Annotated in this window: 20 protein-coding genes; 6 read left to right on the top strand and 14 right to left on the bottom strand. The window is 70.5% G+C overall.

Going from position 1 to position 25,020, the window contains the following annotated elements:
• Positions 1–19 precede the first annotated feature (19 nt).
• From ACIBLC_RS04460 to ACIBLC_RS04450, 3 genes are all read right to left on the bottom strand, one after another.
• Positions 20–1,696 carry a BCCT family transporter gene (locus ACIBLC_RS04460; protein ID WP_399209132.1) on the bottom strand — a complete coding sequence of 559 codons (1,677 nt, stop codon included), beginning with the start codon at positions 1,694–1,696 and terminating at the stop codon, positions 20–22.
• 90 nt (positions 1,697–1,786) lie between these two features.
• A complete protein-coding gene (locus ACIBLC_RS04455) occupies positions 1,787–3,046 on the bottom strand; it encodes a M14 family metallocarboxypeptidase (protein ID WP_399209282.1) in 1,260 nt (419 codons plus the stop codon).
• Positions 3,047–3,066: 20 nt separating this feature from the next.
• Positions 3,067–5,028, bottom strand: a complete 1,962-nt coding sequence (locus ACIBLC_RS04450) for a Xaa-Pro dipeptidyl-peptidase (protein WP_399209131.1) — start codon at positions 5,026–5,028, stop codon at positions 3,067–3,069.
• Between the two features lie 182 nt (positions 5,029–5,210).
• On the opposite strand from ACIBLC_RS04450, the gene ACIBLC_RS04445 reads away from it, so the two are divergent.
• A complete protein-coding gene (locus ACIBLC_RS04445; RefSeq protein WP_399209130.1) occupies positions 5,211–6,716 on the top strand; it encodes a M1 family metallopeptidase in 1,506 nt (501 codons plus the stop codon).
• Positions 6,717–6,765: 49 nt separating this feature from the next.
• Here the strand turns inward: ACIBLC_RS04445 and ACIBLC_RS04440 are convergent, their stop codons facing one another.
• Together ACIBLC_RS04440 and ACIBLC_RS04435 are read right to left on the bottom strand one after the other, a co-directional pair.
• Positions 6,766–7,686, bottom strand: coding sequence for an adenosine kinase (locus ACIBLC_RS04440; protein WP_399209129.1), 921 nt, complete (start codon positions 7,684–7,686; stop codon positions 6,766–6,768).
• 38 nt (positions 7,687–7,724) lie between these two features.
• Positions 7,725–8,219 carry a macro domain-containing protein gene (locus ACIBLC_RS04435; RefSeq protein ID WP_399209128.1) on the bottom strand — a complete coding sequence of 165 codons (495 nt, stop codon included), beginning with the start codon at positions 8,217–8,219 and terminating at the stop codon, positions 7,725–7,727.
• Between the two features lie 146 nt (positions 8,220–8,365).
• On the opposite strand from ACIBLC_RS04435, the gene ACIBLC_RS04430 reads away from it, so the two are divergent.
• A complete protein-coding gene (locus ACIBLC_RS04430; RefSeq protein ID WP_399209127.1) occupies positions 8,366–9,064 on the top strand; it encodes a MerR family transcriptional regulator in 699 nt (232 codons plus the stop codon).
• 54 nt (positions 9,065–9,118) lie between these two features.
• Here ACIBLC_RS04430 and ACIBLC_RS04425 read toward each other — a convergent pair whose 3' ends face one another.
• A complete protein-coding gene (locus ACIBLC_RS04425) occupies positions 9,119–9,844 on the bottom strand; it encodes an SDR family NAD(P)-dependent oxidoreductase (protein WP_399209125.1) in 726 nt (241 codons plus the stop codon).
• 141 nt (positions 9,845–9,985) lie between these two features.
• Between ACIBLC_RS04425 and ACIBLC_RS04420 the strand changes: the two genes are divergently transcribed.
• The 3 genes from ACIBLC_RS04420 (at position 9,986) to ACIBLC_RS04410 (ending at position 13,657) form a co-directional block, all read left to right on the top strand.
• Positions 9,986–11,029, top strand: coding sequence for an ABC transporter permease (locus ACIBLC_RS04420; protein ID WP_399209124.1), 1,044 nt, complete (start codon positions 9,986–9,988; stop codon positions 11,027–11,029).
• A gap of 71 nt (positions 11,030–11,100) precedes the next feature.
• Positions 11,101–12,171, top strand: coding sequence for a sugar ABC transporter substrate-binding protein (locus tag ACIBLC_RS04415; RefSeq protein WP_399209123.1), 1,071 nt, complete (start codon positions 11,101–11,103; stop codon positions 12,169–12,171).
• A gap of 1 nt (position 12,172) precedes the next feature.
• A complete protein-coding gene (locus tag ACIBLC_RS04410) occupies positions 12,173–13,657 on the top strand; it encodes a sugar ABC transporter ATP-binding protein (RefSeq protein ID WP_399209122.1) in 1,485 nt (494 codons plus the stop codon).
• Between the two features lie 106 nt (positions 13,658–13,763).
• On the opposite strand, the gene ACIBLC_RS04405 is transcribed toward ACIBLC_RS04410, so the two are convergent.
• The 6 genes from ACIBLC_RS04405 to ACIBLC_RS04380 all read right to left on the bottom strand — a co-directional run bounded on the left by ACIBLC_RS04405 (position 13,764) and on the right by ACIBLC_RS04380 (position 22,042).
• Positions 13,764–14,504, bottom strand: a complete 741-nt coding sequence (locus tag ACIBLC_RS04405) for an IclR family transcriptional regulator (protein WP_399209121.1) — start codon at positions 14,502–14,504, stop codon at positions 13,764–13,766.
• 64 nt (positions 14,505–14,568) lie between these two features.
• Positions 14,569–16,194, bottom strand: coding sequence for a thiamine pyrophosphate-binding protein (locus ACIBLC_RS04400; protein WP_399209120.1), 1,626 nt, complete (start codon positions 16,192–16,194; stop codon positions 14,569–14,571).
• A 113-nt stretch (positions 16,195–16,307) separates the two neighbouring features.
• Positions 16,308–18,494 (bottom strand): 3-hydroxyacyl-CoA dehydrogenase NAD-binding domain-containing protein, encoded by a 2,187-nt coding sequence (locus ACIBLC_RS04395; protein WP_399209119.1) that lies wholly within the window; start codon positions 18,492–18,494, stop codon positions 16,308–16,310.
• Between the two features lie 34 nt (positions 18,495–18,528).
• Positions 18,529–19,743 carry an acetyl-CoA C-acetyltransferase gene (locus ACIBLC_RS04390; protein WP_399209118.1) on the bottom strand — a complete coding sequence of 405 codons (1,215 nt, stop codon included), beginning with the start codon at positions 19,741–19,743 and terminating at the stop codon, positions 18,529–18,531.
• Between the two features lie 20 nt (positions 19,744–19,763).
• Complete coding sequence (locus tag ACIBLC_RS04385; protein WP_399209117.1) at positions 19,764–20,906, bottom strand: acyl-CoA dehydrogenase family protein; 1,143 nt, start codon at positions 20,904–20,906, stop codon at positions 19,764–19,766.
• Complete coding sequence (locus ACIBLC_RS04380) at positions 20,903–22,042, bottom strand: CaiB/BaiF CoA transferase family protein (protein ID WP_399209116.1); 1,140 nt, start codon at positions 22,040–22,042, stop codon at positions 20,903–20,905. Before ACIBLC_RS04380 ends, ACIBLC_RS04385 begins: the two co-directional genes overlap by 4 nt.
• Before the next feature lie 266 nt (positions 22,043–22,308).
• Here ACIBLC_RS04380 and ACIBLC_RS04375 point away from each other — a divergent pair, with 266 nt between their 5' ends.
• Positions 22,309–23,520, top strand: coding sequence for a saccharopine dehydrogenase family protein (locus tag ACIBLC_RS04375; protein ID WP_399209115.1), 1,212 nt, complete (start codon positions 22,309–22,311; stop codon positions 23,518–23,520).
• A gap of 67 nt (positions 23,521–23,587) precedes the next feature.
• Here the strand turns inward: ACIBLC_RS04375 and mmpA are convergent, their stop codons facing one another.
• Both mmpA and ACIBLC_RS04365 read right to left on the bottom strand, forming a co-directional pair.
• Positions 23,588–23,734 carry a morphogenic membrane protein MmpA gene (gene mmpA / locus ACIBLC_RS04370; RefSeq protein ID WP_399209114.1) on the bottom strand — a complete coding sequence of 49 codons (147 nt, stop codon included), beginning with the start codon at positions 23,732–23,734 and terminating at the stop codon, positions 23,588–23,590.
• Positions 23,735–23,826: 92 nt separating this feature from the next.
• Complete coding sequence (locus tag ACIBLC_RS04365; RefSeq protein WP_399209113.1) at positions 23,827–24,879, bottom strand: IS110 family transposase; 1,053 nt, start codon at positions 24,877–24,879, stop codon at positions 23,827–23,829.
• Positions 24,880–25,020: the final 141 nt, after the last annotated feature.

Here is a 25,020-nt window from a genome sequence, read left to right as displayed (position 1 = left end):
AGCGGCCCCTCGGGCCGGCTCACCCGTGGTCGTCTCCGATCGGGTCCCCCTCCTTCTCCGTACCGGCTCCCGGGCCGATCCGGATCTCGAAGTCGCCGTCGAACCGCTTGTGCCCCTCGATCACGGCGAGTTCGACCACTTCGAGGCCCATCTCGCCCCGCACGATGACGGGGTCGGCGCGCAGGTCGCGCATCAGCGCGACGCACATGCCGATCATGACGAGGACGAAGGGCGCCGCGGCGAGGATCGTGAGGTTCTGGAGCCCGGTCAGCGCGTCGCCCTGGCCGCTGCCGACGAGCAGCATGATGGCGGCGACCGCCCCGGTCAGGACGCCCCAGAACACCACCACGAACCGGCTCGGTTCGAGCGCCCCCTTCTGGGAGAGCGTGCCCATCACGATGGACGCCGCGTCGGCTCCCGAGACGAAGAAGATGCCGACCAGGATCATCACGAGCAGACTGGTGGCGGTCGCGATGGGGAACTCGGCCAGCACACCGAAAAGTTGGCCCTCGGGCGTCGACTCCCCTCCGAGCCGACCGGTCTCCTTCAGCTTCATCGCCGTACCGCCGAAGATCGCGAACCAGACCAGGCTGACGCTGCTGGGGACGAGGATCACGCCGCCGACGAACTGCCGGATGGTACGGCCGCGGCTGATCCGGGCGATGAACATGCCGACGAACGGCGTCCAGGAGATCCACCACGCCCAGTAGAAGACGGTCCAGCTGCCCAGCCAGTCGGCGACACCCTCGCCGCCGCTGGCCTCGGTACGTCCGGCGAGCTGCGGCAGGTCACCGAGGTAGGCGAAGACCGAGGTGGGCAGCAGATCCAGGACGATGATGGTCGGCCCCGCGATGAACACGAAGACGGCCAGGATCAGCGCCAGCACCATGTTGGTGTTGGACAGCCACTGGATGCCCTTCTCGACGCCGGAGACGGCCGAGGCCACGAACGCCACCGTCAGTACGGCGATGATCCCGACGAGCAGGCCGTTGCTCACCTTGTCCATCCAGTCCAGCTCCTTGAATCCGGAGCCGATCTGGAGCGCGCCCAGGCCCAGTGAGGCGGCGGAGCCGAAGACGGTGGCGACGATCGCGAGGATGTCGATCACCCGGCCCCAGCCGCCGTTCGCGTGCCGCTCGCCGATGAGCGGCGTGAAGACCGCGCTGATCGTCTGGCGACGGCGCTTGCGGAAGGTGCTGTAGGCGATGCCGAGCCCGACCACCGCGTAGATCGCCCAGGGGTGCAGCGTCCAGTGGAAGAGGGTCGTGGCCATCGCCGTCTCCATCCGTTCGCCGGAGTCGGCGGGGGTGGTGCCAGGCGGGGGCGTGTCGTAGTGCGCCAGCGGCTCGCTCACGCCGTAGAACATCAGGCCGATTCCCATGCCGGCACTGAACATCATCGCGACCCACGACACGGTGCGGAACTCGGGCTCCTCGCCCTCGGCGCCGAGGTGGATCCTGCCGTAGCGGCTGATCGCGAGCCAGAGCGCGAAGACCACAAAGCAGGAGGCGGCCAGCATGAAGGCCCAACCGCCGTTGTGGATCAGACCGTTGAGCATCTTGGTGGAGACGCTCTCCAGCGAATCGGTCGCGACCGAACCCCAGATCACGAACCCGAGGGTGAGCACGGCGGTGACGCCGAACACCACACGGTCGGTCCGCCCGCCGTGAGCCGTCTCTTCTGCTTGCCCCGTCATGGGCGGCACCTTTCGCGATAGGGGCGTATGGGGAGTTATGCAAGTTATTGCCCCATACGCCCTATCACAGGTGCGGCCGTGCTCAGCGTCTCAGCAGTCGGTGTCGGGCTCCCCCGCCGTGAGCCGGTAGGGCGCGCGCTCGTCGAGGAGCAGTGGGACGAGAGCACGCAGGGACTGACGGAGGGGTACGAGCACGCCGCCGCCCTCGTGCCGTACGCGGACGCCGTGCAGGCTCAGCTCGTCGCGCAGGTCCGTGTACTGGCCGGCGGTGAGCCGGTAGCCGCAGGGCGGTTCCTGGATCACCTCGGACGGCTCGGCCGGGTCGTTGTCGGCTCCGCCGAGGTAGACGGGATCGGTGTCCAGGTAGCCCTTGAGCCGGGCAGCCGATGTGGCCCTCTCGACCCGTTCACGGTGTTCCCCGGTGAAGGTGAACAGGCCGCCGAGCGCAGCGAGTTGGGAGTCGACTCGGCGGCGGTTGTTCAGGGCCGGGTCGGCCTGTTCGGCGTCCGTGAGGGGATCGACCCGGCTCTCGATGAGGAGTCCGGCGGAATGTTTGACGCCCGACATGTTGCGCAGGATGCGTTCCTGGCCGTCCCCGGCCACCTGCTGGATCGGGTCGCCAGTCACGGGGTCGGTCCAGATGCCGTACGTGCCCGTCGAGTACCCCTCGTCGCCGGCGGCGGGCCGTACGTAGTCCAGCGAAAGGGTCCTCGCCTCGTCGTGGACGGCCGTGTCGGTGTTGAGGTTGCGCGGCCAGAGGTCGAAGAGGTCCTTGTCGTAGTACGGGGGCGTGGCGCCGTACTCGTGCAGGTCGTAGACGACGTCGGGGGTGCGGTCGCGAAGCACCGCGGCCATCGCGCGGGCCTCGGCGGTCCGGAGGGCGAGATGGTCGCGGTTGATGTCGACGCCGTCGCTGTTGCCGCGGGTGTCGGCGGCGCGGCCGTCCGGGTTGGCGGTGGGCACGACGAGCAGGGTGGTGGTCTTCAGGAAGCGCCGGGTGCGCTGGTCCTTCGCGTACGCCAGGTCGCGGATCGTGCTGAGGCAGGCGTCGCGTCCGGACGGCTCGTCACCGTGCTGGCTGCACACGAGGAGCACGGTGGTGGCGGCACGGGGCGCGCCGACACGGACGAGCTGGAGCGGGCGGTCCTGCTTGGTCGTGCCGATCCGGGCGACCGAGACACGGTCGCTCGCCCGGTCGACGGCTGCCAGGAACTCCTGCTCCTCGGGCTGACTGGTCCAGCGGGCGCCGTCGGTCTGCTCGAAGCCGGTGCGCGGCCGGGCTTCCGCCGCGTGCGCCGGTGCGGTCAGCAGGGGTACGGCCATGGCCGTGGCGGTAACCGCCACGGCCATGGCGCGGATCACTAAGCCGGTCAACTGGTCTCTCCCGGGATGCGAAGGGCGGCACGCGGGTCACGTACGCCGTCGAGGACGGAGGCGTCCGGATGGGCACCGGAGCCCGCGGTGGCCCTGGCGAAGGCCTTGGCGCCGCCGACCAGCGGGACCCGGGCCGAGGTGCGGGCCAGGTCGAGCGTCAGTGTCGGTGTGGTGGACGGCGGGTCGACCAGGTCCTTGTCGGTGCCCGCGATGATGAGGGCGAGCCGGTGGCCCTCGGGGACGACATGGTCGGTGGCGGCGAGGTCGAGCGTGATCGTGTACGCCTTGCCCGGGGTGAGCGGGACGCCCTTCCTCAGGGAGGCGTGGTTGCCGAGGTCGGCCCAGCCGCGGCTGAAGACGGTGTAGTCGACGTCCGCGTTCTTCGACCGGGTCTCCCTGAAGCAGGAGCTGTCTCCGGTCGTGCTCGGGCCCCAGCAGGTACGGTCCGTGAGCGTGGTGATGCCCTCGCCCGCGGCGGCGTAGTCGCGGATGGTGTCCGGGCCCAGATCGACAAGTACCGCCGAAAGATGCGCTGTTGACGTCGTCGGGGTGGCGGTGATCGTCACCTTCGACGAGCCGGACAGGCGGAGGTCCTTGGCCAGCGGCTTGGTGACGAAGCCCGTCTTGTCAGGGGTTGACCGGTCGATGTACGCGGCCCAGTCGGTCTCGCTCAGCCGAGGGTAGTCGGTGAAGGTCTCGGTTCCCGAGCGCCTGTTCAGCCCGAGGGTGCCGACGCCCGGCGCGGAGCCCGTGGCCGGGCGCAGGGTCGTGGTGTCGGTGGCGCGGGGCGGCCAGACGCCGGAGGTCACCCACTGGTCGGGGTGACGCTCGATGTCGGCCATGGGCTCGTCGTCGATGCCGTTGTCGTAGCCGAGGAGTTCGTGGTCGAACCAGCGGTGCAGGGTGTCGACCCATTCGGCGCGGCGGAAGTCGAAGGGGTCGACGTGGCCGGTCTGCGAGATCCAGATCTTGCGGTCGACACCGTTCTCGGCGAGCGCGTCCCACCAGGGGCCGACGTGCTGGGTGCGGACGTTGAGGTCCTGGGCGCCGTGGATCAGGAAGACACTGGCCCTGACCTTGTCCGCGTCCTTCACGTAGTCGCGCTCGGTCCAGAACGAGGTCCAGTCGCCGGTGCGCGGTGCCCCGTCGACGATCTTCTGCTGGACGGCGGCGCACTTGGCACGGGCGTCGGGGCTGTCGACGTAGTCGGACAGCCAGTCCGGGCCGGAGTCGTACAGCGGGGCGCCCTCGCTGAAGTAGTAGTCGTACCAGGAGGAGATCGCACTGATCGGCACGATGGTCTCCAGGCCCCTGACGCCGGTGGCGGCCACGCCGTTGGCGATGGTGCCGTCCCAGCTCTTGCCGATCATGCCCGTTCTGCCATTGGTCCAGGTCGCCTTGGACGTGACGGTCCCGGTGCGCGAGGTGTACGCCCTGGCCCGGCCGTTGAGCCAGTCGACGACCGCCTTCGCGGACTGGATGTCGCTGCGGCCTCCCACGTCGACACAGCCGTCGGAGCGGTTGGTGCCGGCCAGGTCGACGCCGACGAAGGCGTAGCCGCGGGGCACGAAGTAGTTGTCGTAGAACAGCGGCATCTGGACGACGTCGCCGTTCGCGTCGTACGTCTTCTTCTGGCTCTCGTTGCCGCGTCCGCAGCAGGAGTAGTACGGGCTGGCATCCATGATCACGGGGACTTTGCGGCCCGACGCGGCGAGTTCGCGGGGCCGGACGATGTCGACGGCGACGCGGTCGGCCTTCCCGTCGCTGTCGCCGTCGAGGCCGGTGTCCACCCACACGGATTCGCGGATCGCGTTGTCGTACGAGTAGATCGGAGTGCTCTCCCGCGGGGCGCTGTGTGCGGCGACCGGGGTGAGCAGGGTTGCCATCAGGGCGGCGGTGGCCGCCGTCGCGAGCGATCTCCAGGTCGTGAAGCGCATACGGCGCGCACGTATCGGCATGCGCGGAAGGTACCCCGGTCAACTCCTGCGCAAAAGGGGGTCTGTGAAAGGCCTGTGGGGCGGGATTGCTCATGACGGCCGAATGGCGATCGTGTGACAGGGGTGGCCGTGGACATGACCGCGGCCACAGGGACTGAATAGGCTCCGAACAGACTTCACGCCCCCACGACTTGGAGCTTGACGTGCACCGCAGACTCATCGCACCGGGCGCGCTCGCGGCCTCCCTCCTGCTGGCGATCCCGGCATCGGCGGCCGGTTACACCCCCGGGGCGCCGGGCATCGGCGACCCCTACTACCCCGCCTACGGCAACGGCGGCTACGACGTCTCGCACTACGATCTGCGGCTCCAGTACCAGCCGCGGACCGATGAGCTGGAGGGCACGGCGACCCTCCTGGCGACCGCCAAGCAGGATCTCTCACGCTTCAATCTGGACTTTCTCCTCGATGTGAGCGAGGTGCGGGTCAATGGCGTGAAGGCGTCGTTCGCCACGTCCGGCGAGCACGAACTGGAGATCACCCCGAAGACCCCGCTGGCCAAGGGCAAGACCGTGACGATCGTGGTGCGCTACAGCGGTGTGCCGTCGTCGAAGACCGCCTACGGGTTCACCAGTTGGCACCGCACTCCGGACGGCGGTGTGGGCGCGAACGAGCCCGAGGCCGCGTGGTGGTGGTTCCCCAGCAACGACCACCCGCTCGACAAGGCGACGTACGACGTGTCGGTGAACGTCCCCGACGGTACCCAGGCGATCTCCAACGGCACGCTCCAGTCGACCAGTTCACGGCTCGGCTGGACGCGCTACAACTGGCGGTCCAACAAGCCGCAGGCCACCTACCTCGCCACGCTCGCGGTCGGCAGGTTCGACGTCACCACCGGGACGACCGAGAGCGGCATCCCGGTCATCAACGCCTACAGCAAGGATCTCGGCGACAACGACGGGGCGGCGCGGGCGAGCATCGAGCGCACCGGCGAGGTCGCCGACTTCCTCACCGGGTACTTCGGTCCGTACCCCTTCAACGCGCTCGGCGGATACGTCCCGAACACCAACACCGGGTACGCGCTGGAGACGCAGACACGGCCGTTCTACAGCCCGCGCCAGTTCGCGAACGGTTCGAACGTGTCGGTCGTCGTCCACGAGCTGGCCCACCAGTGGTACGGGGACGCCGTGTCCGTCGCCGGGTGGAAGGACATCTGGATCAACGAGGGCTTCGCCCGGTACGCGCAGTGGCTGTGGTCGGAGCACGAGGGCGAGGGGACGACGCAGGAGCTCGCGGACTACGTGTACGCGTCGCACCCGGCCGACGACGCCTTCTGGACCGTCGCGCCCGGGGATCCCGGTCCGGAGAACCAGTTCGACATCGCGGTGTACGACCGCGGGGCGCTGGCCATTCAGGCGCTGCGCAACGAGGTCGGGGACGACGCGTTCTTCGCCGTCCTCAAGGGGTGGCCGAGTGAGCACGCGTACGGGAACGCCTCGGTCGGCGACTTCCAGAAGTACGCGGAGGAGGTGTCCGGCAAGGCGCTCGGCTCGCTCTTCGACACGTGGCTGTACCAGCCGTCGAAGCCCGGGGCGCCCTCGGCGCGGGGCGCGTCGATCGCTCGGGCGGCGGGAACGGACGGGGCTCCTGCCCAGGCTCGGCCGAAGTCGTGGAAGAAGATCGCTGCGACTGATTCGGTTCACGAGCACTGAGGTGGGTGACGAACGCGGTTGAGGACCGCTGTGTGGTGGCCCGCCCTCCTCAAGGGCGGGCCGTCGGCGTCAACTCCCCCGCGCGGGCCAGAAGTTCCTCGCGGCTGATGGCGTCGGCCCGCGTCGCCGGCACCGTGCAGGCGTGGGCGCCGGCCACCGCGCCGTACAGGGCGCAACGCCGGGGCGGCTCACCGGCGAGCCGGCCGAGGAGGAAGCCGGAGGCGAAGGCGTCGCCGGCGCCGTTGGAGTCCACCACCGGAGCCGGGGGCGTGACCGCGGGGATGTGGGTCATCTCGCCGTCCGCCAGCAGGTACGCCCCGTCGGCTCCGGCCGTGGCGACGACCACCTCGGCCCGCCCCCGCTCGACGATCCGCCGCATCGTCCGCTCCGGGTCGGGCAGCGCGGTGGTGGAGAGGAACACGAGGTCGGCGGCGTACGCGAACCGCTCGTGGTAAGGATTCTCGCCGTCCCAGTTGTGCAGGTCGGTCGAGAGGGTCACCCCGGCTTCGCGCAGGGTGGGGAGCGTGTGGGCGCAGGGGTGGGTGATGACGACGTGTGCGTGGCGGCTCGTCCGGGCCAGCGCCCGTACCGTCTCCTCCGGCAGCCGGTCGGCCTCCCGCGAGCGGCTGTCGTCGTACAGCGACAGTCTCCGTCCCTCCGGATCCACCAGGTTGACCGCGCGCTTGGTGCCACCGGGCTGGCGGAAACCGGTGAGCGGAATGCCCCGGTCGCGGTGCAGCGCCCGTACCAGCTCGCCCTCGTGGTCGTCGCCGATCAGGTCGAGGTGGTGCGTGCGCAGGCCCAGCGCGTGCACGCCGAGAGCGACGAAGTCCCCGCTCTGGCCTGCCCGTGTCTCGATCCCGGGCCGGACCATGTAGCTGTCGGCGTACGGAAGCGGCAGCCCAGGCACGTACACAATGGTGTCCACCCCCGCCCCTCCCAGCACGAGGACGTCGATCTCTGCACTCATGGGTGTTCCTCTCGACTTCGGGGCATCAGGCGCGTCACTCAGGCCATCCACTCTCGGTCCCCATGGTCGTACACCGTGACCGCTATCCCCTGGTCCACCAACCGCCCGCTGACAAGCGGCTCCACACGGGACCACTTGCCACCGGCGAGACCGCACCCGATACGGGGCATGTGAACGGAGGCACCGAGCTCGGCGGCTTTGCCGGCAAGCAGTCCAAGGGCGGTGTCGACGGCCTCGTAGCGCACGGGCACCCCTTTGCTGCCCGTGCGTATGCCCCGCTGGCCGACCAGATTCGCCACCCACACATACCGCTCGACCTGCACGAACTGGGCCGAGCCGAGCCCGAAGTCGTTGTGCGCGCGATCCCGGTGCCAGGCGCGATACGCCGCCTCCGGCTCCGGCCAGCGCCGTGACACGGCGAGGACGAAGCCCTTCCCCCATCCCCCGACGTCATTGCAGACATGGGCGATCATTTTGACGCCCCTCCCCAGCGGAACGGTGGCGTCGCCCCTGACGTACGCGATCTCTGACATGAGGCCACCGTAGGCGGCGCCACTGACAGTGGCCGCCTGTCGGGCGAGTGGCCGGTGGGGTATTGGGCGGGTGCTGTCACAACACTGGTGAGACAGCAATACTGTTGCACCTGATCGGCGTATGGCGCGGAGAGGCGGAACCAATTATGGCCACTGAGACCGAGGAGTCGGCGCTCACGGTTGATGAGTTGGCCGCGCGTGCGGGGGTCACGGTCCGTACGGTCCGCTTCTACAGCACCAAGGGGCTGCTGCCGCCGCCGGTGATCGGGCCAAGGCGCGTGGGCCAGTACAGCCAGGAACATCTGGCCCGGCTCGCTCTCATCGAGGAGTTGCAGCACCAGGGCATGACGCTGTCCGCGATCGAGAGGCATCTCCAGCAGCTGCCGCCGGGGCTGAGTGCGCACGATCTCGCCATCCACCGTGCCGTGGTGGCCTCCTGGGCGCCCGAAGCGGCTCAGGACGTGACGCGCGAGGAGCTGGAACGGCGGGCGGGTCGTTCGCTCGACGAGGAGGAGCTGGACCAGCTCGCCGCGATGGGCGTCATCACGCGGACCGCGGACTCCCTCCGCGTGGACCCGGGGCTGCTGCGGCTCGGCGTACAGCTTCTCGACGTACCCATCGCGCACGAGGCGATCCTCGCTGCGCGGACCGTGCTGCTGGAGCACTCGCGCGCGGCGGCCCACGAGTTGTCCGCGCTGCTGCGTGCCGCGGTGGGCGAGGACGAGTCCGTGGCGGCGGTGAAGTCGCTGTCGGCGCACATGCAGCCGCTGGTCGTGCAGGCGCTGCTGACCAGCTTCCAGCGCTCGTTGAAGGAAGAACTCCGGGAATGGCTCAAGGAGTCCTGAGGCAGCACCTGGCTCCATCCTCGCCAGGCACCCGGCTCCGCCCTCGGCCTCGCCCTACAAGTAGGCCGACCCGCCCGCCACGTTGAGGGTCTGGCCGGTCAGGAAACCGCTGCCCTCGTCGACGACGTACAGCAGGGTCGAGACGAGGTCCGACGGCTCCTGGGTTCTGGGGACGGCCTGTTGGGCGCGGACGTGTTCGAAGCCGCCGTCCGCTCCGACGGTCCGCTCGGCGGTGGCGGTGCGGACCATGCTCGGCGCGATCGCGTTGACGGTGATCCCGGACGGGCCCAGCGCGGAGGCCAGCGAGCGCGTGAAGCCGATCAGGCCCGCCTTCGAGGAGACGTACGCGACCATCGTCGGGGGCGCGGTGAGGACGGCCGCCGACACGATGTTCACGATCCGCCCCCAGCCCGCCGTCCGGAGATGCGGCAGCACCGCGCGGGTCAGCAGGAACGGCGCCTCCAGGTTGACGCGCATGACGCGCCGCCATTCCTCGGGCGTGGTGTCCTCGAAGGCCGACTCCGGATACACACCGGCGTTGTTGACGAGGACGTGCAGGGTCCCGAACCGGTCGATGACCCGGTCCAGCGCGTACCCGATCTGCTCCTCGTCGGTGACGTCGGCGATCAACTCCAGGTAGTCCAGCACCCGTTTGCCGGTTTCCGGCTGCGGTACGAGATCGATCCCGGCGACCCGGTATCCGCGCCCGGCGAGCGCGACGGCGAACTCCTGCCCGAGGCCCTGTGCCGCTCCGGTCACCAGGGCGGTACGTGTCTCCATGGGGCGAGTGTGATGAACCGTCAGCCGCTCGGCAAGGGCGCATTCCACTCGCCGGAACGGCCCTGTTGCCGCGCGCGTTCGGGAGGCCCACGCTGCGGGGCGACCGCCCAGCCAGCGTCAGCCGTACGGGAGCCGTGCCCGATGACCGAGACCGAGCGTGCCGTGGACGATGCCGAGCACGCCCGTGAACGGGGCGCTGGGAAGCGGAGGTTGGGGCCGGCGTCGCACTGGCCGCGATCCCGGAGGCTGATCCCCGACGAACTGGGCGTGCTGGTCGTCCTCGGACTGCTGATCGCCGGGATCGGCATCCCGTACCCGGACTTCCTCGACAGCGACAACCTGCTCACCACCGCCCACAACTCCGTCTACATCTCCCTGATGGCGTGCGGAATGGTGTTCGCGCTCGCCATGCGCGAGGTCGACCTGTCGGTGGGCGGGACGTACGCGATGTGCCTGGTCGTCGGGGCACTGCTGGTGCGGGACGGCATGGCACCGTGGCTGGCGGTGCCGGCCGTCCTGCTCACCGGGATCCTGCTCGGTGTCTTCAACGCCCTGGTCACGACGCTGCTCGCGCTGCCCTCGTTCATCGTGACGCTGGGCACGCTGATGCTGTTCCGGGGCGTCGGGCTCGCGCTCGCCGACGGCAAGCAGATCACCGATCTGCCGCTCGACGACTCGTTCTTCACGCTCGCGGGCGGCGACGCGGGCGGCGTGCCGTTCGCTCTGTGGGTACTGGTGACGGTGGTCGTGGTGCTGACGGTCGTGCTGACCCGGACGCGCTTCGGGGCGCGGGTGCGGGCGATCGGATCCAACCCCGATGCCGCCGAGTTCAGCGGTATCCCGGTCGTCCGCACCCGCATCCAGGCGCTCGCCCTGTCCGGCCTGACCACGGCCTGCGCGGCGGCACTCGCGCTCGCCTTCTACGGCGCCGGTGACCCGACTCTGGGCCAGGGCTACGAGTTGCAGGCCATCGCCGCGTGCATCATCGGCGGCACTCCGCTCGCGGGCGGGCGCGGATCCGTGGTCGGTGCGGTGGCCGGAGCGATGATCCTGGCCGTCGTCGCCTCGGGCCTCGTGTTCTTCGAAGTACCCATCAACTGGACGTCGTTCGCGACCGGCGCGGTGATCCTCGTCGCGGTGGCGGCGGACAGCGCGCTGCGCCGCGGCGGACGGCGACGACATTGAAGTCCCCCAGAGACCGACAGCCCTCGCGCAGAGATCGTCCGCCGTTTGTCCGGAGCCGCTTGGAGGCCGTGATGCACCCCCGATTGCGTACGTTGCTCGCCGTACCCGCCGTGCTGGCCCTCTTCACCGCCGCCGGCTGCGGCGACGGGAACGGCTCGGGCTCCGGCAAAGGCGGAGAACTGAGCATGGGCATCGCGGTCGCCAACATCAGCCTGAACTTCGCCCACGAGATGGTCCTCGGCGCCGAGAGCGCGGCTGACCACGCGGGGAACATCGACTTCAAGGCGGTCGGTCCGCCGAACACGGACGGGCCCGCCGAGGTGCAGCTCTTCCAGAACCTCACCGCCCGAGCCAAGGACGGCATCGTCCTGGAGAACCTCGACCCGCCGATCTTCACCCGGCCCGCCGCGCGCGCCGTCGACCAGGGCATCCCGATCGTCGCCCTGGACACCTCGCCGACCGACGGCAGCAAGGTCAACTTCTATGTGGGCAACGACAATTACGCGCTCGGCGAGCTGATGGCGAAGGAGGCGTTGAAGCGGCTGGGCGACGAACCGGACGGGGAGATAGTCATCGGGGTGCCCAACCCCGGAACCCCGGTGCTCGACAACCGGGCCAAGGGCATCTCCGACACCTTCAGGAAGGAGGCCCCGAACGTGAAGGTCCTGGGCCCCTTCCAGACGTACAGCGATCCCGGGCAGAACTACAGCTCCTGGTCGGCGCAGGTGAACGCGCATCCCGACGCGCTCGCCTTCCTGGGCGTCGGTGACGCCGACAGCTACAACCTCGCGAAGATCAAGAAGTCCGAGCGGGGCACCTGGCTGACGGCCGGCTTCGACGTCGACCCGAAGACCCTCGACGCGGTCAGGGACGGCTCGAACTTCGTCACCATCGACCCGCAGCACTTTCTCAAGGGCTATCTGTCGACCGCGATGCTGATCGAGGCGGTCCGCGACAACGACGGCAAGCTCCTCGACGGCTGGTTCCTCTCCCCCGGCGGGGTCGTCGACAAGACCAACATCGACGACGTCATCACGCGGCAGAAGACCGCCGAGGCGGCGTACGACTGGTACAAGCCGACGATCGACAAGCTGCTCGGCGACCAGAAAGCCCAGCTCAAGCCTCTCAAGGACGCGCGCTGAGATGGATGAGGGCGACATGCTCGTGGCGCGGGATCTGGTCAAGTCGTACGGCGGGGTCAGGGCGCTGGACGGAGCGGGTATCCGGCTGCGCGGCGGCGAAGTGCACGCGCTGGTCGGCGAGAACGGGGCCGGGAAGTCGACGCTGGTGCGGATCCTGTCGGGCGCGGTGACGGCGGACGCGGGAACCGTGGACCTGGCGGAGGAGACGCGGACGGGCGGAATCGCCGTCGTCTCGCAGGAGTTGAGCCTCTTCCCCGACCTCACCGTCCGCGAGAACCTCTACCCCTACCGGCCGCCCCGGCGCTTCGGCCTGCTCGACCGGCGCGCCATGGACCGCGCCGCCGAGCCGGTCCTCGGCGAACTCGGACTCGACGTCGACCCCGGTGGGCTGCTCGGCGAGCTCCCTCTCGCCGACCAGCAGTTGACGGAGATCGCGCGGGCGCTGCTGCGGCGCCCCAAGGTGCTGGTCCTGGACGAGCCGACCTCCGCGCTGCCCGCCGCAGCGGTGGACCGCCTCGAACAGGTACTGCGGACCCTCACCGGGCAGGGCATCGCGGTCCTGTACGTCACCCACTTCCTCGAGGAGGTGATGCGCCTCGCGCAGCGTGTGACCGTGCTGCGGGACGGGCGGGTGGCGCTGGCCGGCGCAGGGCGCGAGGAGGTCGACGTGCCGGAGCTCGTGTCGGCGATGCTGGGCGGCCGGCCTCCCCAGCCGGTACGCCGCACGCGCGCCCTCACCGACGGTCCGCCGCCGGTGGTGCTGTCCGAGGTGAGCGTGCCCGGACGGCTCTTCGACGTCACCTTCACCGTGCGCGCGGGTGAGGTGGTCGGGCTGGCCGGGCTCCAAGGGGCAGGCCATCTGGACGCGTTGGAGGTCGTCTGCGGCCGTTCGACGATCTCGTCCGGGCGGGTCGACGTGGGTGGCCGGGGGATGCCGCGGTCGTTACGGGGTGCGGTGCGTGCGGGGGTCGCCTTCGTGCCCAGTGACCGCAAGCGGTTCGGGCTGATGGCCGAGCGTACGGTCTGGGAGAACACGACCACGGTGAGCTGGCTGGCTCTGGGGCGCGGCGGAGTACTCCCCTCGCGAGGTGAACTGGTGCGCCGTACGGCGGACTTGACCGAACGGTTGCGGCTGCGTGGTGGTCCGTACGACATCGTCGGGCGGTTGTCCGGCGGCAATCAGCAGAAGGTCGTCTTCGCCAAGTGGCTCGCCACCGAACCGCGTGTGGTCGTCCTGGACGATCCGACGCGGGGTGTGGACGTCGGGGTGCGGGCCGAAATGCACTCCATCGTCGGCGAGTTGGCGGGCGGTGGGGCGGCGGTGCTGATCACCTCGACCGATCTGGCGGAGCTGACCGAGGTGTGCGATCGGGTGCTGGTGTTCGTGCGGGGGCGGGTGGTGGGTGAGGTGTACGGGGAGCGGCTGACGGAGCACGCGTTGGCCGTGGCGGTGCAGTCGGGGGTCGCTCGGTCGGCCGGGGACTAGGGTTTTCGCCCCCTCCGCCCCTTCCCGTCCCGTATCCGGGGGCTGCGCCCCCGGACCCCCCTTTCGCGCTTCGCGCTCGTCCTCGAACGCCGGACGGGCTGAGAGGTCACGCCGACAGCGCTCGCGTCAGTGCCCGTGCCGCCGCGCACACCCTCGCGCCCACGCGGTCGACGTCCAGGCGGCGGGTGCCGGCGGTCACGGAGATCGCGGCGACCGGTCCGGCGCCGCGGCCGCTCTCGTAGACCGGGGCCGCCACGGCGGAGATGCCGACCTCGGCCTCCTCCAGGTTGACCCCGTAGCCGCGGACGCGGGTCGCGGCGAGGTCGCGGGCGAGCTGGCCCGGCAGGACGAGGGTGCGTGGCGTGAGGCGAGGCAGGGCGAGATGTGGCGCGCGGGGGTCGTGCGCGAGGAAGACCTTGCCGGTGGCGGTGCAGTGGGCCGGGAGGCGGCCCCCGGCGCGGGAGACGATCGGCGTGGCACGGCGGCCGGTGATCTTCTCCAGGAAGAGGGTGTCGGGGCCGTCGGGGACGGCGAGGTGCACGTTCTCGTGCGTCTCCCCGTGGAGGTCACCGAGGTAGGGCAGCGCGGCGTCCCTCAACTCCCGTGCGGACGGCGCCGACTGGCCGATCACAAAGAGGGCGAGGCCGATCCGGTAGCGGCCGTCGGGCGTGCGCTCGACCAGCTCGAGCCGGACCAGCTCGCCGAGCAGGCGGTGTGCGGTCGGCTTGGGCAGCCCGGTGCGGAGCGCCAGCTCGGCGAGGCTCAGCGCGCCCTCGGAGTCCCCGCAGGCACGCAGCAGCGCCGCCCCGCGCGCGAGAACCGACTTGGGCGCCTGACCGTCCGTCATGGACCGATGGTCGGGTGCCCGGGAGCGGTTGACAAGGTGCCCGTCAGTGTTGAGTGGGCCAGGCTCACCGAAGTGGTACGTCGACGAGCAGCGGGCGCGCCAACTCACCTGCCCCGGAGACGAGTTCACGCAGGTGGTCCGCGCTCTCGGCGCGCACCGCGTCGATCCCGAAGAACCGTGCCGCCTGGGTGAAGTCGAGCGCGCCCAACTCGGTTCCGGGACAGGGGCCCTGGCCGCCCATCGCCTCGTAGGTGTCCTGAAGGGTGCGGTACGCGCCGTTGCCCAGCACCACGAACAGCACCGGGACCGCGCTGCGCGCCGCGCTCCAGAGCCCCTGGAGCCCGAACAGCGCACAGCCGTCGCCGAGTACCGCGACCACCGGGCGCCCCGGCTCGGCGAGCGCGCGCCCGACGGCCGCGCCGATCCCCCAGCCGAGGCCCCCGCCGACGGTGTGCGTGTAGCTGCCGGGACGGTCAAGACGGACGAGTCGGCGCAGCAACAGGCCCACGGTGATGGCCTCTTCGACGACCACCGCGCCCGGCGGCAGCCCGCGCGCCACGGCGTGCGCCGCGGCCCAGGGCGCGAGCGGCGCCGGGGAGTAGGCGGCGCGGGCGGCGGCCTCCGTGCGGTTCCGCTCGGCCGTGTGCCGCTCGCCGGCCCGCAGTATCCGGGCCTTCGCGCTGTGCGCGGGCACCCGCTGGTGCAGCAGTTCGGCCAACCGGTCGAGCGACGGGGCGAGGGCGCCGACCAATCCGGTGTCGACGCCGAAGTTGCGGCCTATCTCGTCCGGGTCGGAGTCGAGCTGCACGACCGTGATGCCGGGCGGCAGCGGGGGCCCGGGGCTGTAGTGGTGGGGGGTGAACGCGTGCGCACCGGCGATGAGGACGGTGTCGTACGGCTCCAGGGCGTCGCGGATCGCGTCGTGGCGCGGGGGCAGCATGCCCGCATACAGGGAGTGGGTGGTCGGGAAGTCCAGGCAGTCGGCCATCGGCTGGTGGTGGACGGGCGCGCCGCAGGCCTCGGCGACGCGTACGAGCGCCGGGAGGGCGTTCTCGCGGCCCACGCCGTCCCCGGCGACGATCGCCGGGCGGGCCGCGCCGCCGAGCAGGACGGCGGCGCGCTCCAGCCCGACGGCCGCTCCCGCGAGCGGAGTCGGGGTGCGGGCCGGGACCTCGATCTCGGTGTCCTCGGCGAGCAGGTCCATGGGTACGGAGAGGAACACCGGCCCCGCGGGCGGCCGTACGGCGAGGGCGAAGGCGCGGCGCACGGCGAGTGGCAGGTCGCGGGCGTGCTGGACGTCGGACGTGGCCTTCACGGCGGCCGCGGCGAGGCCGGTCAGGTCGCCCGACAGCATGGGGTCCTGCTGGAGGTGGCGGCGGTCCTGCTGGCACGCCATCACCACCAACGGGGTACGCGAGCGGCGGGCGTTGAGCAGACCGATGAGGCCGTTGGCGAGCCCGGCCGCTATGTGCAGGCTGACGAAGGCGGGACGGCCGGTGGCGCGGGCGTACCCGTCCGCCATGGAGACGACGGCGCCCTCGTGGATACCGAGGACGTACTCGGGTGCTTCGTCGGCGTCCATGAGGGCGGCGAGAAAGGGCAGTTCGGTGGTGCCGGGGTTGCCGAAGACGCGGTCCACGCCCTCGCCGCGCAGGATGTCCAGCAGGGCGAGGGCGGGGCGGCGACCCATGAGGGCTCCTCGGTGGGAACGGGGACGACAGGACCGGTGCGCGGTCAGCCTCGGGTCCCCGAACCACCGGGAGCAAGGGCAGCGTGTCGCTCAGCGACACGTGCCCGGGCGCCTCATCGTGCGTCGCTGAACCGCTCCCCCTTCGCCGCCTTCTCGACCAGCAGCGCCGGGGGCGCGAACCGCTCCCCGTAGCGCTCGGCGAGTTCACGCGCGCGGGCCACGAACGCGGGCAGGCCCGCCCCTCCGTCGTACCCGTTGATGTACTGGAGGACACCGCCGGTCCAGCCCGGGAAGCCGATCCCGAAGATGGATCCGATGTTGGCGTCCGCGACGGACGTCAGCACGCCCTCCTCCAGGAGCCGGACGGTGTCCAGCGCCTCGGAGAAGAGCATGCGCTCCTGCATGTCCCCGAAGGGGATCTCGCTGCCCGGCTTGGTGAAGTGCTCGCGCAGGCCCGGCCACAGCTTGCCGCGCCTGCCGTCGTCGCCGTACTCGTAGAAGCCGGCGCCGGCGCTGCGGCCGGTGCGGCCGAACTCGTCGACCATGCGGTCGATGACCGCTTCGGCGGGGTGCGTCTCCCAGGTGCCGCCCGCCTCCTCGACCGCCTGCTTCGTCTCCTCGCGGATCTTGCGCGGCAGGGTGAGCGTGAGCTCGTCCATCAGCGAGAGGACCTTGGCCGGGTAGCCCGCCTGGGCGGCCGCCTGCTCGACGGACGCGGGCTCGATGCCCTCACCGACCATCGCGACACCCTCGTTGAGGAAGTGCCCGATGACGCGGGAGGTGAAGAAGCCGCGCGAGTCGTTGACGACGATCGGGGTCTTGTTGATCTGGCGTACGAGGTCGAAGGCGCGGGCCAGTGCCTCGTCGCCGCTCCGCTCGCCCTTGATGATCTCGACGAGCGGCATCCTGTCGACCGGCGAGAAGAAGTGCAGCCCGATGAAGTCGCTCTGCCGTTCCACGCCCTCGGCGAGCACGGTGATCGGCAGGGTCGAGGTGTTGGAGCACAGCAGCGCGTCGGGCTCGACGAGGTGCTGGATCTCCTGGAACACCTTGTGCTTGAGCGAGGTGTCCTCGAAGACGGCCTCGATCACGGCGTCGCAGCCGACCAGTTTCTGAGGGTCCGCGGTGGGCGTGATGCGGGCCAGGAGCGCGTCGGCCTTCTCCTGTGTCGTACGTCCCCGGGAGACGGCCTTCGCGCAGAGCTTCTCGGAGTACGCCTTGCCCTTGGCCGCCGCCTCCGCGGACACGTCCTTGAGCACGACCTCGATTCCCGCGCGGGCGCACGAGTACGCGATGCCCGCGCCCATCATCCCGGCACCGAGGACGGCGACCCTGCGGACCGGGCGCGGCTCGATGCCCTTGGGGCGGTTGGCACCGGAGTTGACGGCCTGGAGGTCGAAGAAGAACGCCTGGATCATGTTCTTGGCGGTCTGCCCGGTGACCAGCTCGGTGAAGTAACGCGCCTCGATGACGAGCGCGGTCTCGAAGTCGACCTGCGAGCCCTCGACGGCGGCCGCGAGGATGTTGCGGGGCGCCGGGTAGGGGGCGCCGTTCAGCTGCTTCTTCAGGTTGGCGGGGAACGCCGGGAGGTTGGCGGCGAACTTCGGGTTCGAGGGCGTACCGCCCGGGATCCGGTAGCCCGGCTTGTCCCACGGCTGGGCCGACTCGGGGTTGGCGTCGATGAAGGCGCGCGCCTTGGCGAGCAACTCCTCCGGGGTGGCGGCCACTTCATGGACCAGGCCGTTCTCCAGCGCCCGCTGCGGGGAGTACTGGGTGCCCTGGAGCAGCACCTTCAGCAGGGCGTCCGCGATGCCCATCAGGCGGACGGTGCGGGTGACGCCGCCGCCGGCCGGGAGGAGGCCGAGGGTGACCTCGGGCAGGCCGATCTTGGAGCCGGGGGCGTCGAGCGCGACGCGGTGGTGGGAGGCGAGGGCGATCTCGTAACCGCCGCCGAGGGCAGCGCCGTTGATGGCGGCGACGACCGGCTTGCCGAGGGTCTCGATGCGGCGCAGGGCGGACTTGATGGCCGTGCCGGTCTCGAACGCCTGCCGGGCGTTCTCCGGGCCGACCCGCATCATGTCCTTGAGGTCGCCGCCCGCGAAGAAGGTCTTCTTGGCGGAGGTGTAGATGATCCCGCGAATGGAGTCCTTCTCGGCCTCGGCGCGTTCGGCGATCGCCGCGATCGAGGCCTTGAACGCCTGGTTCATGGTGTTGGCGGACTGGTTGGGGTCGTCGAGGACGAGGGTGACGACACCGGTCTCGTCCTGTTCCCAGCGGATGGTGGTGGGCTCAGTGCTCATCAGGGGGTGCTCCGTAAGGATCCGTTGGGGAAGGTCAGACGCGCTCGACGATCGTGGCGACACCCATGCCGCCGCCGACGCACAGCGTGGCGAGGCCGTAGCGCTTGTCCTGGCGCTCCAGTTCGTCGACGAGGGTGCCGAGGATCATCGCGCCGGTGGCGCCGAGCGGGTGGCCGAGCGCGATCGCGCCGCCGTTGACGTTGACCTTGTCCAGGGACAGGCCCATGTCCTTGACGAAGCGCAGGACGACCGCCGCAAAGGCTTCGTTGATCTCGACGAGGTCGATGTCGTCGATGGTCAGACCGGCCTTGGCGAGCGCCTTGCGGGTCGCGGGAGCGGGCCCGGTGAGCATGATGGTGGGTTCGGAGCCGGAGACGGCCGCGGAGACGATCCGCGCGCGCGGGGTGAGGCCGTAGCGCTCGCCGACCTCCTTCGTGCCGACGGCGACGAGCGAGGCGCCGTCCACGATGCCCGACGAGTTGCCCGCGTGGTGGACGTGGTCGATCGCCTCCACCCAGTGGTACTTCTGCAGCGCCACCGCGTCGAAGCCGCCCAGGTCGCCGATGTCGGCGAAGGACGGCTTCAGCCTGGCGAGCGAGTCGGCGGTGGTGCCGGGGCGCAGGTGCTCGTCGTGGTCGAGGACGACGAGCCCGCTGCGGTCCTTCACGGGGACCACGGACCTCTCGAAGCGCCCGTCCTTCCAGGCGGCGGCCGCCCGCTCCTGGGACAGCGCGGCGTACTCGTCCACATCTCGGCGCGTGAAGCCCTCGATGGTGGCGATGAGGTCCGCGCCGATGCCCTGCGGTACGAAGTTCGTCTCGAGGTTGGTCATCGGGTCGGCGAACCAGGCACCGCCGTCCGAGCCCATCGGCACCCGCGACATCGACTCGACGCCGCCCGCGAGCACCAGGTCCTCCCAGCCCGAACGGACCTTCATCGCGGCCAGGTTGACGGCTTCCAGACCCGAGGCACAGAAGCGGTTCTCCTGGACTCCGGCGACCGTGTCGGGGAGTCCGGCGGCGATGGCGGCGATCCGGGCGATGTCGGATCCCTGGTCGCCGACCGGGCCTACGACTCCGAGCACGATGTCGTCGATCGCGGCCGGGTCGAGGTCCGGGAAGCGGCGCTGGACCTCGTGGATGAGGCCGACGACCAGGTCGATGGGCTTGGTGCCGTGCAGGGCGCCGTTCGCCTTGCCGCGGCCGCGCGGGGTGCGGATCGCGTCGTACACGTACGCTTCGGTGCTCACTGGTAAGCCTTTCGGGAGGGTTAGCCGAGCAGGGAACGGCCGATGATCTCCTTCATGATCTCGGTGGTCCCGCCGTAGATGGTCTGGATGCGGCCGTCGGTGAAGGCCTTGGCGACGCGGTACTCGGTCATGTAGCCGTATCCGCCGTGCAGTTGGAGACAGCGGTCGGCTACGCGCTTCTGCAGCTCGGTGGCCCACCACTTGGCCATCGAGGCGTGCACGGCGTCGAGTTCGCCGTTCGAGTGGTCGACTATGCAGCGGTCGAGGAAGGCCCGGGTGACGGCGCACTCGGTGGCCATCTCCGCGATCTCGAAACGGATGTGCTGGAGCTTGGACAGCGGCCGTCCGAAGGCCTCGCGCTCCCTGACGTACTCCGTGGTGATCTCGACCAGGTACTCGGCGGCGGCGATCCCGGCGACGGCGATGCCCATGCGCTCCTGCGCGAGGTTGGTCATCAGATGGATGAAGGCGCCGTTCAGCTCGCCGAGCAGGTTCTCCTTCGGCACCCGTACGTCGTTGAAGAACAACTCGGCCGTGTCCTGCGCCTTCTGGCCGATCTTGTCGAGGTTGCGCCCGCGCTCGAAGCCGTCCGTCCCGCGCTCGACGACGAGCAGGGACAGTCCCTTGGCACCGCCTTCGGGCGTGGTCCTCGCCACCACGATCACCAGGTCGGCGAGGATGCCGTTGGAGATGAAGGTCTTGGAGCCGTTGAGCAGCCAGTGGTCGCCCCGGTCCTCGGCGTGTGTCGTGATGCCCTGGAGGTCGGATCCGGCGCCGGGTTCGGTCATGGCGATCGCCGTGATCAGCGAGCCGTCGCAGAACCCCGGCAGCCAGCGACGCCTCTGCTCCTCGGTGGCCAGGTCCGTGAGATAGGGCCCGATGATGTCGTTGTGCAGCCCGAGCGCGATCCCGGCGGCTCCCGCGCGGGTGAACTCCTCGGCCAGCACGGCGCTGTAGCGGAAGTCGGCGTTGCCGCCGCCCCCGTACTCCTCGGGCACCGCGATGCCGAGCAGCCCCTGCCTCCCGGCCGCCCGCCAGGCCTCGCGCGAGACGATGCCGTCCTTCTCCCACTGCTCGTAGTACGGCAGCACCTCCTTGGCGAGGAAGGTGCGCACCGTCTCGCGGAACGCGTCGTGTTCGGCCGTGAAGATCTGGCGCTTCATTCGGGGTTGCCCTTCAGGAGATCCGGTACGCCCCAGTCGCGGGCCACGTCCGCCGTGTCGGCGCCCGGCCGGGCGGGGCCGCCGCGGACGGAGGTGCGGGTGACGGAGAAGCGGGGTGCGGGTGCGGGCTGGGTGATGCCGCTGTGGTCGGTGAAGGTGCCGCGGGCCGCGAGGTGCGGGTGGGCCGGGGCCTCGCGCAGCGACAGGACCGGCGCCACGCACGCGTCGGAGCCCTCGAAGACGGCCGTCCACTCGTCCCTCGTACGGGTCTTGAAGCGGGCCGTGACCGTCTCGCGCAGTTCGCCCCAGCGCGACAGGTCCTTGCGGGCCGGTGCCTGGTCCCCGATCCCGAGCAGGTCCACGAACTCGGCGTAGAACTGCGGCTCCAGCGCGCCCACCGCCATGTACTGCCCGTCGGCCGTCTCGTACGTCCCGTAGTACGGACAGCCGCCGTCGAGCAGGTTGGCGCCCCGCCGGTCCTGCCAGCCTCCGGCGGCGAGCATGCCGTGGATCATCGTGGAGAGGTGCGCGGTGCCGTCGACGATCGCCGCGTCCACCACCTGCCCGGCGCCGGTCGCGCGTGCGTGGTGAAGGGCCGCGAGGACGCCGACGACGAGGTAGAGCGAGCCGCCCGCGTAGTCGCCGAGGAGGTTCGCGGGGGCCACGGGCGGCTCGTCCGGGCTGCCGGTCATCCCGAGCGTGCCGGTGAGGGCGATGTACGTGATGTCGTGCCCGGCTCGCCGGGCGAGGGGGCCTTCCTGGCCCCAGCCGGTCATCCGCCCGTAGACCAGCCGGGGGTTGCGGGCGTGGCAGGTCTCGGGGCCCACTCCGAGGCGCTCGGCGACGCCGGGGCGGTAGCCCTCGACGAGGATGTCGGCGCGCTCGGCCAGGTCGAGGACGCGGGCCGGTCCGTCCTCGGCCTTGAGGTCGATCACGACCGACCGTTTGTTGCGGTTGGTGACGTCGTACTCGGGATCGATCGCGAGCCCGGCTCCACCGGGCCGGTCCACGCGGACCACGTCGGCGCCGAGGTCGGCAAGGAGCATCGCCGCGAACGGGCCGGGGCCGATCCCCGCCAGTTCGACGACGCGCACTCCGGCGAGCGGTCCGTGCCCTGCCGTACCTGTCACTGCCATCAAGCCCCCAGCACTGTGACACTACTGATGTGACATCAGTGATGTTAAGAACGTGTTCGACATCGGGCAAGCCCTTGAAGAGCAAGCGCTTAGTTAAATTCCCGGAGCGATCCCGGATCGGTCCAGGGCGATCGGCGGCCGAGCGGATCTCCTCAGCGGGCGTCCAGCTCCGACCTCGCTGTCCGATGACTCGTACCTCACGCTAGCCTCAGCCACCGACAACGGCGCTTCGCGCACGGCTGGGGCGGTTCACGAGCAGGAGTGTCATGAGCAGGCCGAACGGAACGGATCGCGCGGACCGCGCGTACGACATCGTGCTCTTCGGAGCCACGGGGTTCGTCGGGGTACTCACCGCGGAGTACCTCGCCGCGCACGCGCCCGAAGGGCTGCGCTGGGCGATCGCGGGGCGGAGCCTGGAGAAACTGGAACGGCTGCGGGAGCGGCTGGCCGGCATCCCCCGAGCCCGTGAGGGCGCCCCCGACGCGCCCGCTGTCCTGCGCGCCGACAGTTCCGATCCTGAGTCGCTGCGCGAACTCGCCGGGCACGCGTGCGTGGTGGCCACGACGGTCGGGCCGTACGTCCTGCACGGCGAGGAACTGGTGGCCGCCTGCGCCGACGCCGGTACCGACTACGTCGACCTCACCGGTGAGCCCGAGTTCGTCGACGTGACATACGTCCGGCACGACGCACGCGCGCGGGAGACCGGCGCGCGGCTCGTGCACGCCTGCGGTTTCGACTCCGTTCCGCACGACCTGGGCGCGTACTTCACCGTGCGGCAGCTGCCCGAGGGCGTTCCGCTGCGGGTCGACGGGTTCGTGCGCACCCAGGCGATGTTCTCCGGCGGCACGTTCGCCTCGGCGCTCGGCCAGTTCGCCCGCGGCCCGCAGATGCTGGCCGCGGCACGCGACCGCCGTCGGCACGAGCCGCGGCTGATGGGACGGCGTGCGACGGCACCGCCGAGCGCTCCGCGGTTCGCCAGGGAGATCGGGGCCTGGGCACTGCCGCTCCCCACGATCGACGCCCAGGTGGTGCGGCGGTCGGCGCAGGCACTGGAGCGGTACGGGCCAGACTTCCGCTACCGCCACTACGCGGCCGTCGAACGGCTGCCCGTCGCGATGGGTGGCGTCGCCGCGGCGGGTGCGCTCTTCACGGCCGCCCAACTGCCCTCGGCGCGGCGCTGGTTGTCCGACCGGTTCAAGCCCGGTGAGGGACCGGGCGCGGCGCGGCGTGCGAAGAGCTGGTTCTCGGTGCGGTTCGTCGGCGAGGGCGGCGGGCGCCGGGTCTTCACGGAGGTCGCGGGCGGCGACCCCGGTTACGGCGAGACCGCCAAGATGCTCGCGGAGTCCGCGCTCTCGCTGGCCTTCGACGACCTGCCGAAGACGGCCGGGCAGGTCACGACGGTGGTGGCGATGGGGGACGCGCTGACGGAGCGGCTCCGCGGCGCGGGGATCACCTTCCGGGTGGCGGCGATCCTGTAGGGGCTCAGCCTCTGCGGGCCGCAAGCCCGTAGGGCTCAGACCTGTCGATGCTCGGAGCCGTAGAGGGTCAGAACGACCACTCGGTGACCGTGTAGATCATCCCGCCTATCCAGGCGACACCGGCGATCACGGCGACGAACAGCGCGGCCATCACGGCGCGCTCGACGGTCTGGGTGGGGTGAACTGCGGGCTTGGGTGCGCGGTGCGTCGTCATACGGCACAGCCTGCCGATCATGAGGGTGCGCCCGCATCCGTACTCGTACTCAGAACACGTACTCAGCTTGACTCTGAAGCTCCTATAGATCGTCAAGTGGCTGGAGATGTCGATGGTGCGCTGGTGAGGTGGCGGTAGACCTCTCGCGCGACGAAGCGCTTGAGGCATCTGAAGATGTCTTTCGTCTTGAGCCCTTCGAGGGTGCGTCGTGCGACGTAGTCGCGGGTGCGTGGGTCGTGACGCATGCGGACCAGGACGATGGTGTGCAGCGCGCGGTTGGCCTGGCGGTCGCCGCCGCGGTTGAGTCGATGGCGATCCGTGCGGCCCGAGGAGGCCGGCACGGGTGCGGCTGCGCACAGGTGGGCGAAGGATGCCTCCGAGGCGAGCCTGTCGGGGTTGGCACCAGCGGTGACCAGCAACTGCCCGGCGGTTTCAGTCCCGACGCCCGGTAGCGCGAGCAGTCCGGGCGCGGTGTGGGTGATCAGGGCGCGCAACTCGGCGTCCGCGTCCGCGATCTCTACGCTCAGGTGTTGGTATCGCTTGGCCAGGCGTTTGAGCGCGAGTTTGACGGCGGCGGCTGGGGTGGTCAGATCGGAGCCGGGTCGGCTGGCGACCAGACGGCGTATCAGCTCGGTGGTGGTCAGCGAGCGCAGTGCTTCGCGCGTCGCAGCGGGCGCGGTGATGATCAGTGATTTGAGCTGGTTGATGGTCTGGGTGCGGGCCTTGATGGCGCTGGCACGTACCACGCGCAGTGCGCGAATTGCCTCGACCGTGCCGTCGCGGCCCTTCGGGGTGCCTTTGGCACGGCCGGAGAGCACCGAGGTAGCGGCGGCGTAGGCGTCGACAGGGTCGGATTTGCCCGCGGCGCGGCGAGCTCGACGATCGGGTCGGTCCACTTCGACCAGGGTCATCTCGTTGGCACGCAGGTACCGGGCCAGTTCGGCGCCGTAGGATCCGGTGCCCTCCATGCCCACCATCAGTACTTGGCCGTGCGAGCGCAGCCACGCCAGTAGGCGCCAATAGCCTTCAGGCGTAGTGGGGAATGCCTCGGTGGCCAGGTGCCGGCCGATAGTGTCGATGACGGCGGCCTGGTGGACGTCGGTGTGGGTGTCGATCCCGCCGATCACTTCGATGGGCTGTGGCATGGCGGCCGGGTGGGTCCTTCCGTGCGCGGTGGTGTGGGCTCGCGCGTACCGGCGAAGCGGAAGGACACGACTGTGATGGGACCGCCTCGGTCAAGCTCCTATGAGGTCACGATCGCCGAGCCGGTACGCGCAATGGCACCG

This window comes from Streptomyces sp. NPDC050535 (assembly GCF_044457665.1).
Lineage (GTDB): Bacteria > Actinomycetota > Actinomycetes > Streptomycetales > Streptomycetaceae > Streptomyces.
Note: the sequence above shows the minus strand (reverse complement) of the source record. Positions and strands in the feature narration are given on the sequence as shown.

Excerpts from the sequence above, each read along its gene's own strand:
- ACIBLC_RS04460 (WP_399209132.1), bottom strand. The coding sequence starts at position 1,696 with ATGACGGGGCAAGCAGAAGAGACGGCTCACGGCGGGCGGACCGACCGT.
- ACIBLC_RS04455 (WP_399209282.1), bottom strand. The coding sequence starts at position 3,046 with ATGGCCGTGGCGGTTACCGCCACGGCCATGGCCGTACCCCTGCTGACC.
- ACIBLC_RS04450 (WP_399209131.1), bottom strand. The coding sequence starts at position 5,028 with ATGCCGATACGTGCGCGCCGTATGCGCTTCACGACCTGGAGATCGCTC.
- ACIBLC_RS04440 (WP_399209129.1), bottom strand. The coding sequence starts at position 7,686 with ATGAGTGCAGAGATCGACGTCCTCGTGCTGGGAGGGGCGGGGGTGGAC.
- ACIBLC_RS04435 (WP_399209128.1), bottom strand. The coding sequence starts at position 8,219 with ATGTCAGAGATCGCGTACGTCAGGGGCGACGCCACCGTTCCGCTGGGG.
- ACIBLC_RS04430 (WP_399209127.1), top strand. The coding sequence starts at position 8,366 with ATGGCCACTGAGACCGAGGAGTCGGCGCTCACGGTTGATGAGTTGGCC.
- ACIBLC_RS04425 (WP_399209125.1), bottom strand. The coding sequence starts at position 9,844 with ATGGAGACACGTACCGCCCTGGTGACCGGAGCGGCACAGGGCCTCGGG.
- ACIBLC_RS04420 (WP_399209124.1), top strand. The coding sequence starts at position 9,986 with ATGACCGAGACCGAGCGTGCCGTGGACGATGCCGAGCACGCCCGTGAA.
- ACIBLC_RS04415 (WP_399209123.1), top strand. The coding sequence starts at position 11,101 with ATGCACCCCCGATTGCGTACGTTGCTCGCCGTACCCGCCGTGCTGGCC.
- ACIBLC_RS04410 (WP_399209122.1), top strand. The coding sequence starts at position 12,173 with ATGGATGAGGGCGACATGCTCGTGGCGCGGGATCTGGTCAAGTCGTAC.
- ACIBLC_RS04405 (WP_399209121.1), bottom strand. The coding sequence starts at position 14,504 with ATGACGGACGGTCAGGCGCCCAAGTCGGTTCTCGCGCGCGGGGCGGCG.
- ACIBLC_RS04400 (WP_399209120.1), bottom strand. The coding sequence starts at position 16,194 with ATGGGTCGCCGCCCCGCCCTCGCCCTGCTGGACATCCTGCGCGGCGAG.
- ACIBLC_RS04395 (WP_399209119.1), bottom strand. The coding sequence starts at position 18,494 with ATGAGCACTGAGCCCACCACCATCCGCTGGGAACAGGACGAGACCGGT.
- ACIBLC_RS04385 (WP_399209117.1), bottom strand. The coding sequence starts at position 20,906 with ATGAAGCGCCAGATCTTCACGGCCGAACACGACGCGTTCCGCGAGACG.
- ACIBLC_RS04380 (WP_399209116.1), bottom strand. The coding sequence starts at position 22,042 with ATGGCAGTGACAGGTACGGCAGGGCACGGACCGCTCGCCGGAGTGCGC.
- ACIBLC_RS04375 (WP_399209115.1), top strand. The coding sequence starts at position 22,309 with ATGAGCAGGCCGAACGGAACGGATCGCGCGGACCGCGCGTACGACATC.
- mmpA (WP_399209114.1), bottom strand. The coding sequence starts at position 23,734 with ATGACGACGCACCGCGCACCCAAGCCCGCAGTTCACCCCACCCAGACC.
- ACIBLC_RS04365 (WP_399209113.1), bottom strand. The coding sequence starts at position 24,879 with ATGCCACAGCCCATCGAAGTGATCGGCGGGATCGACACCCACACCGAC.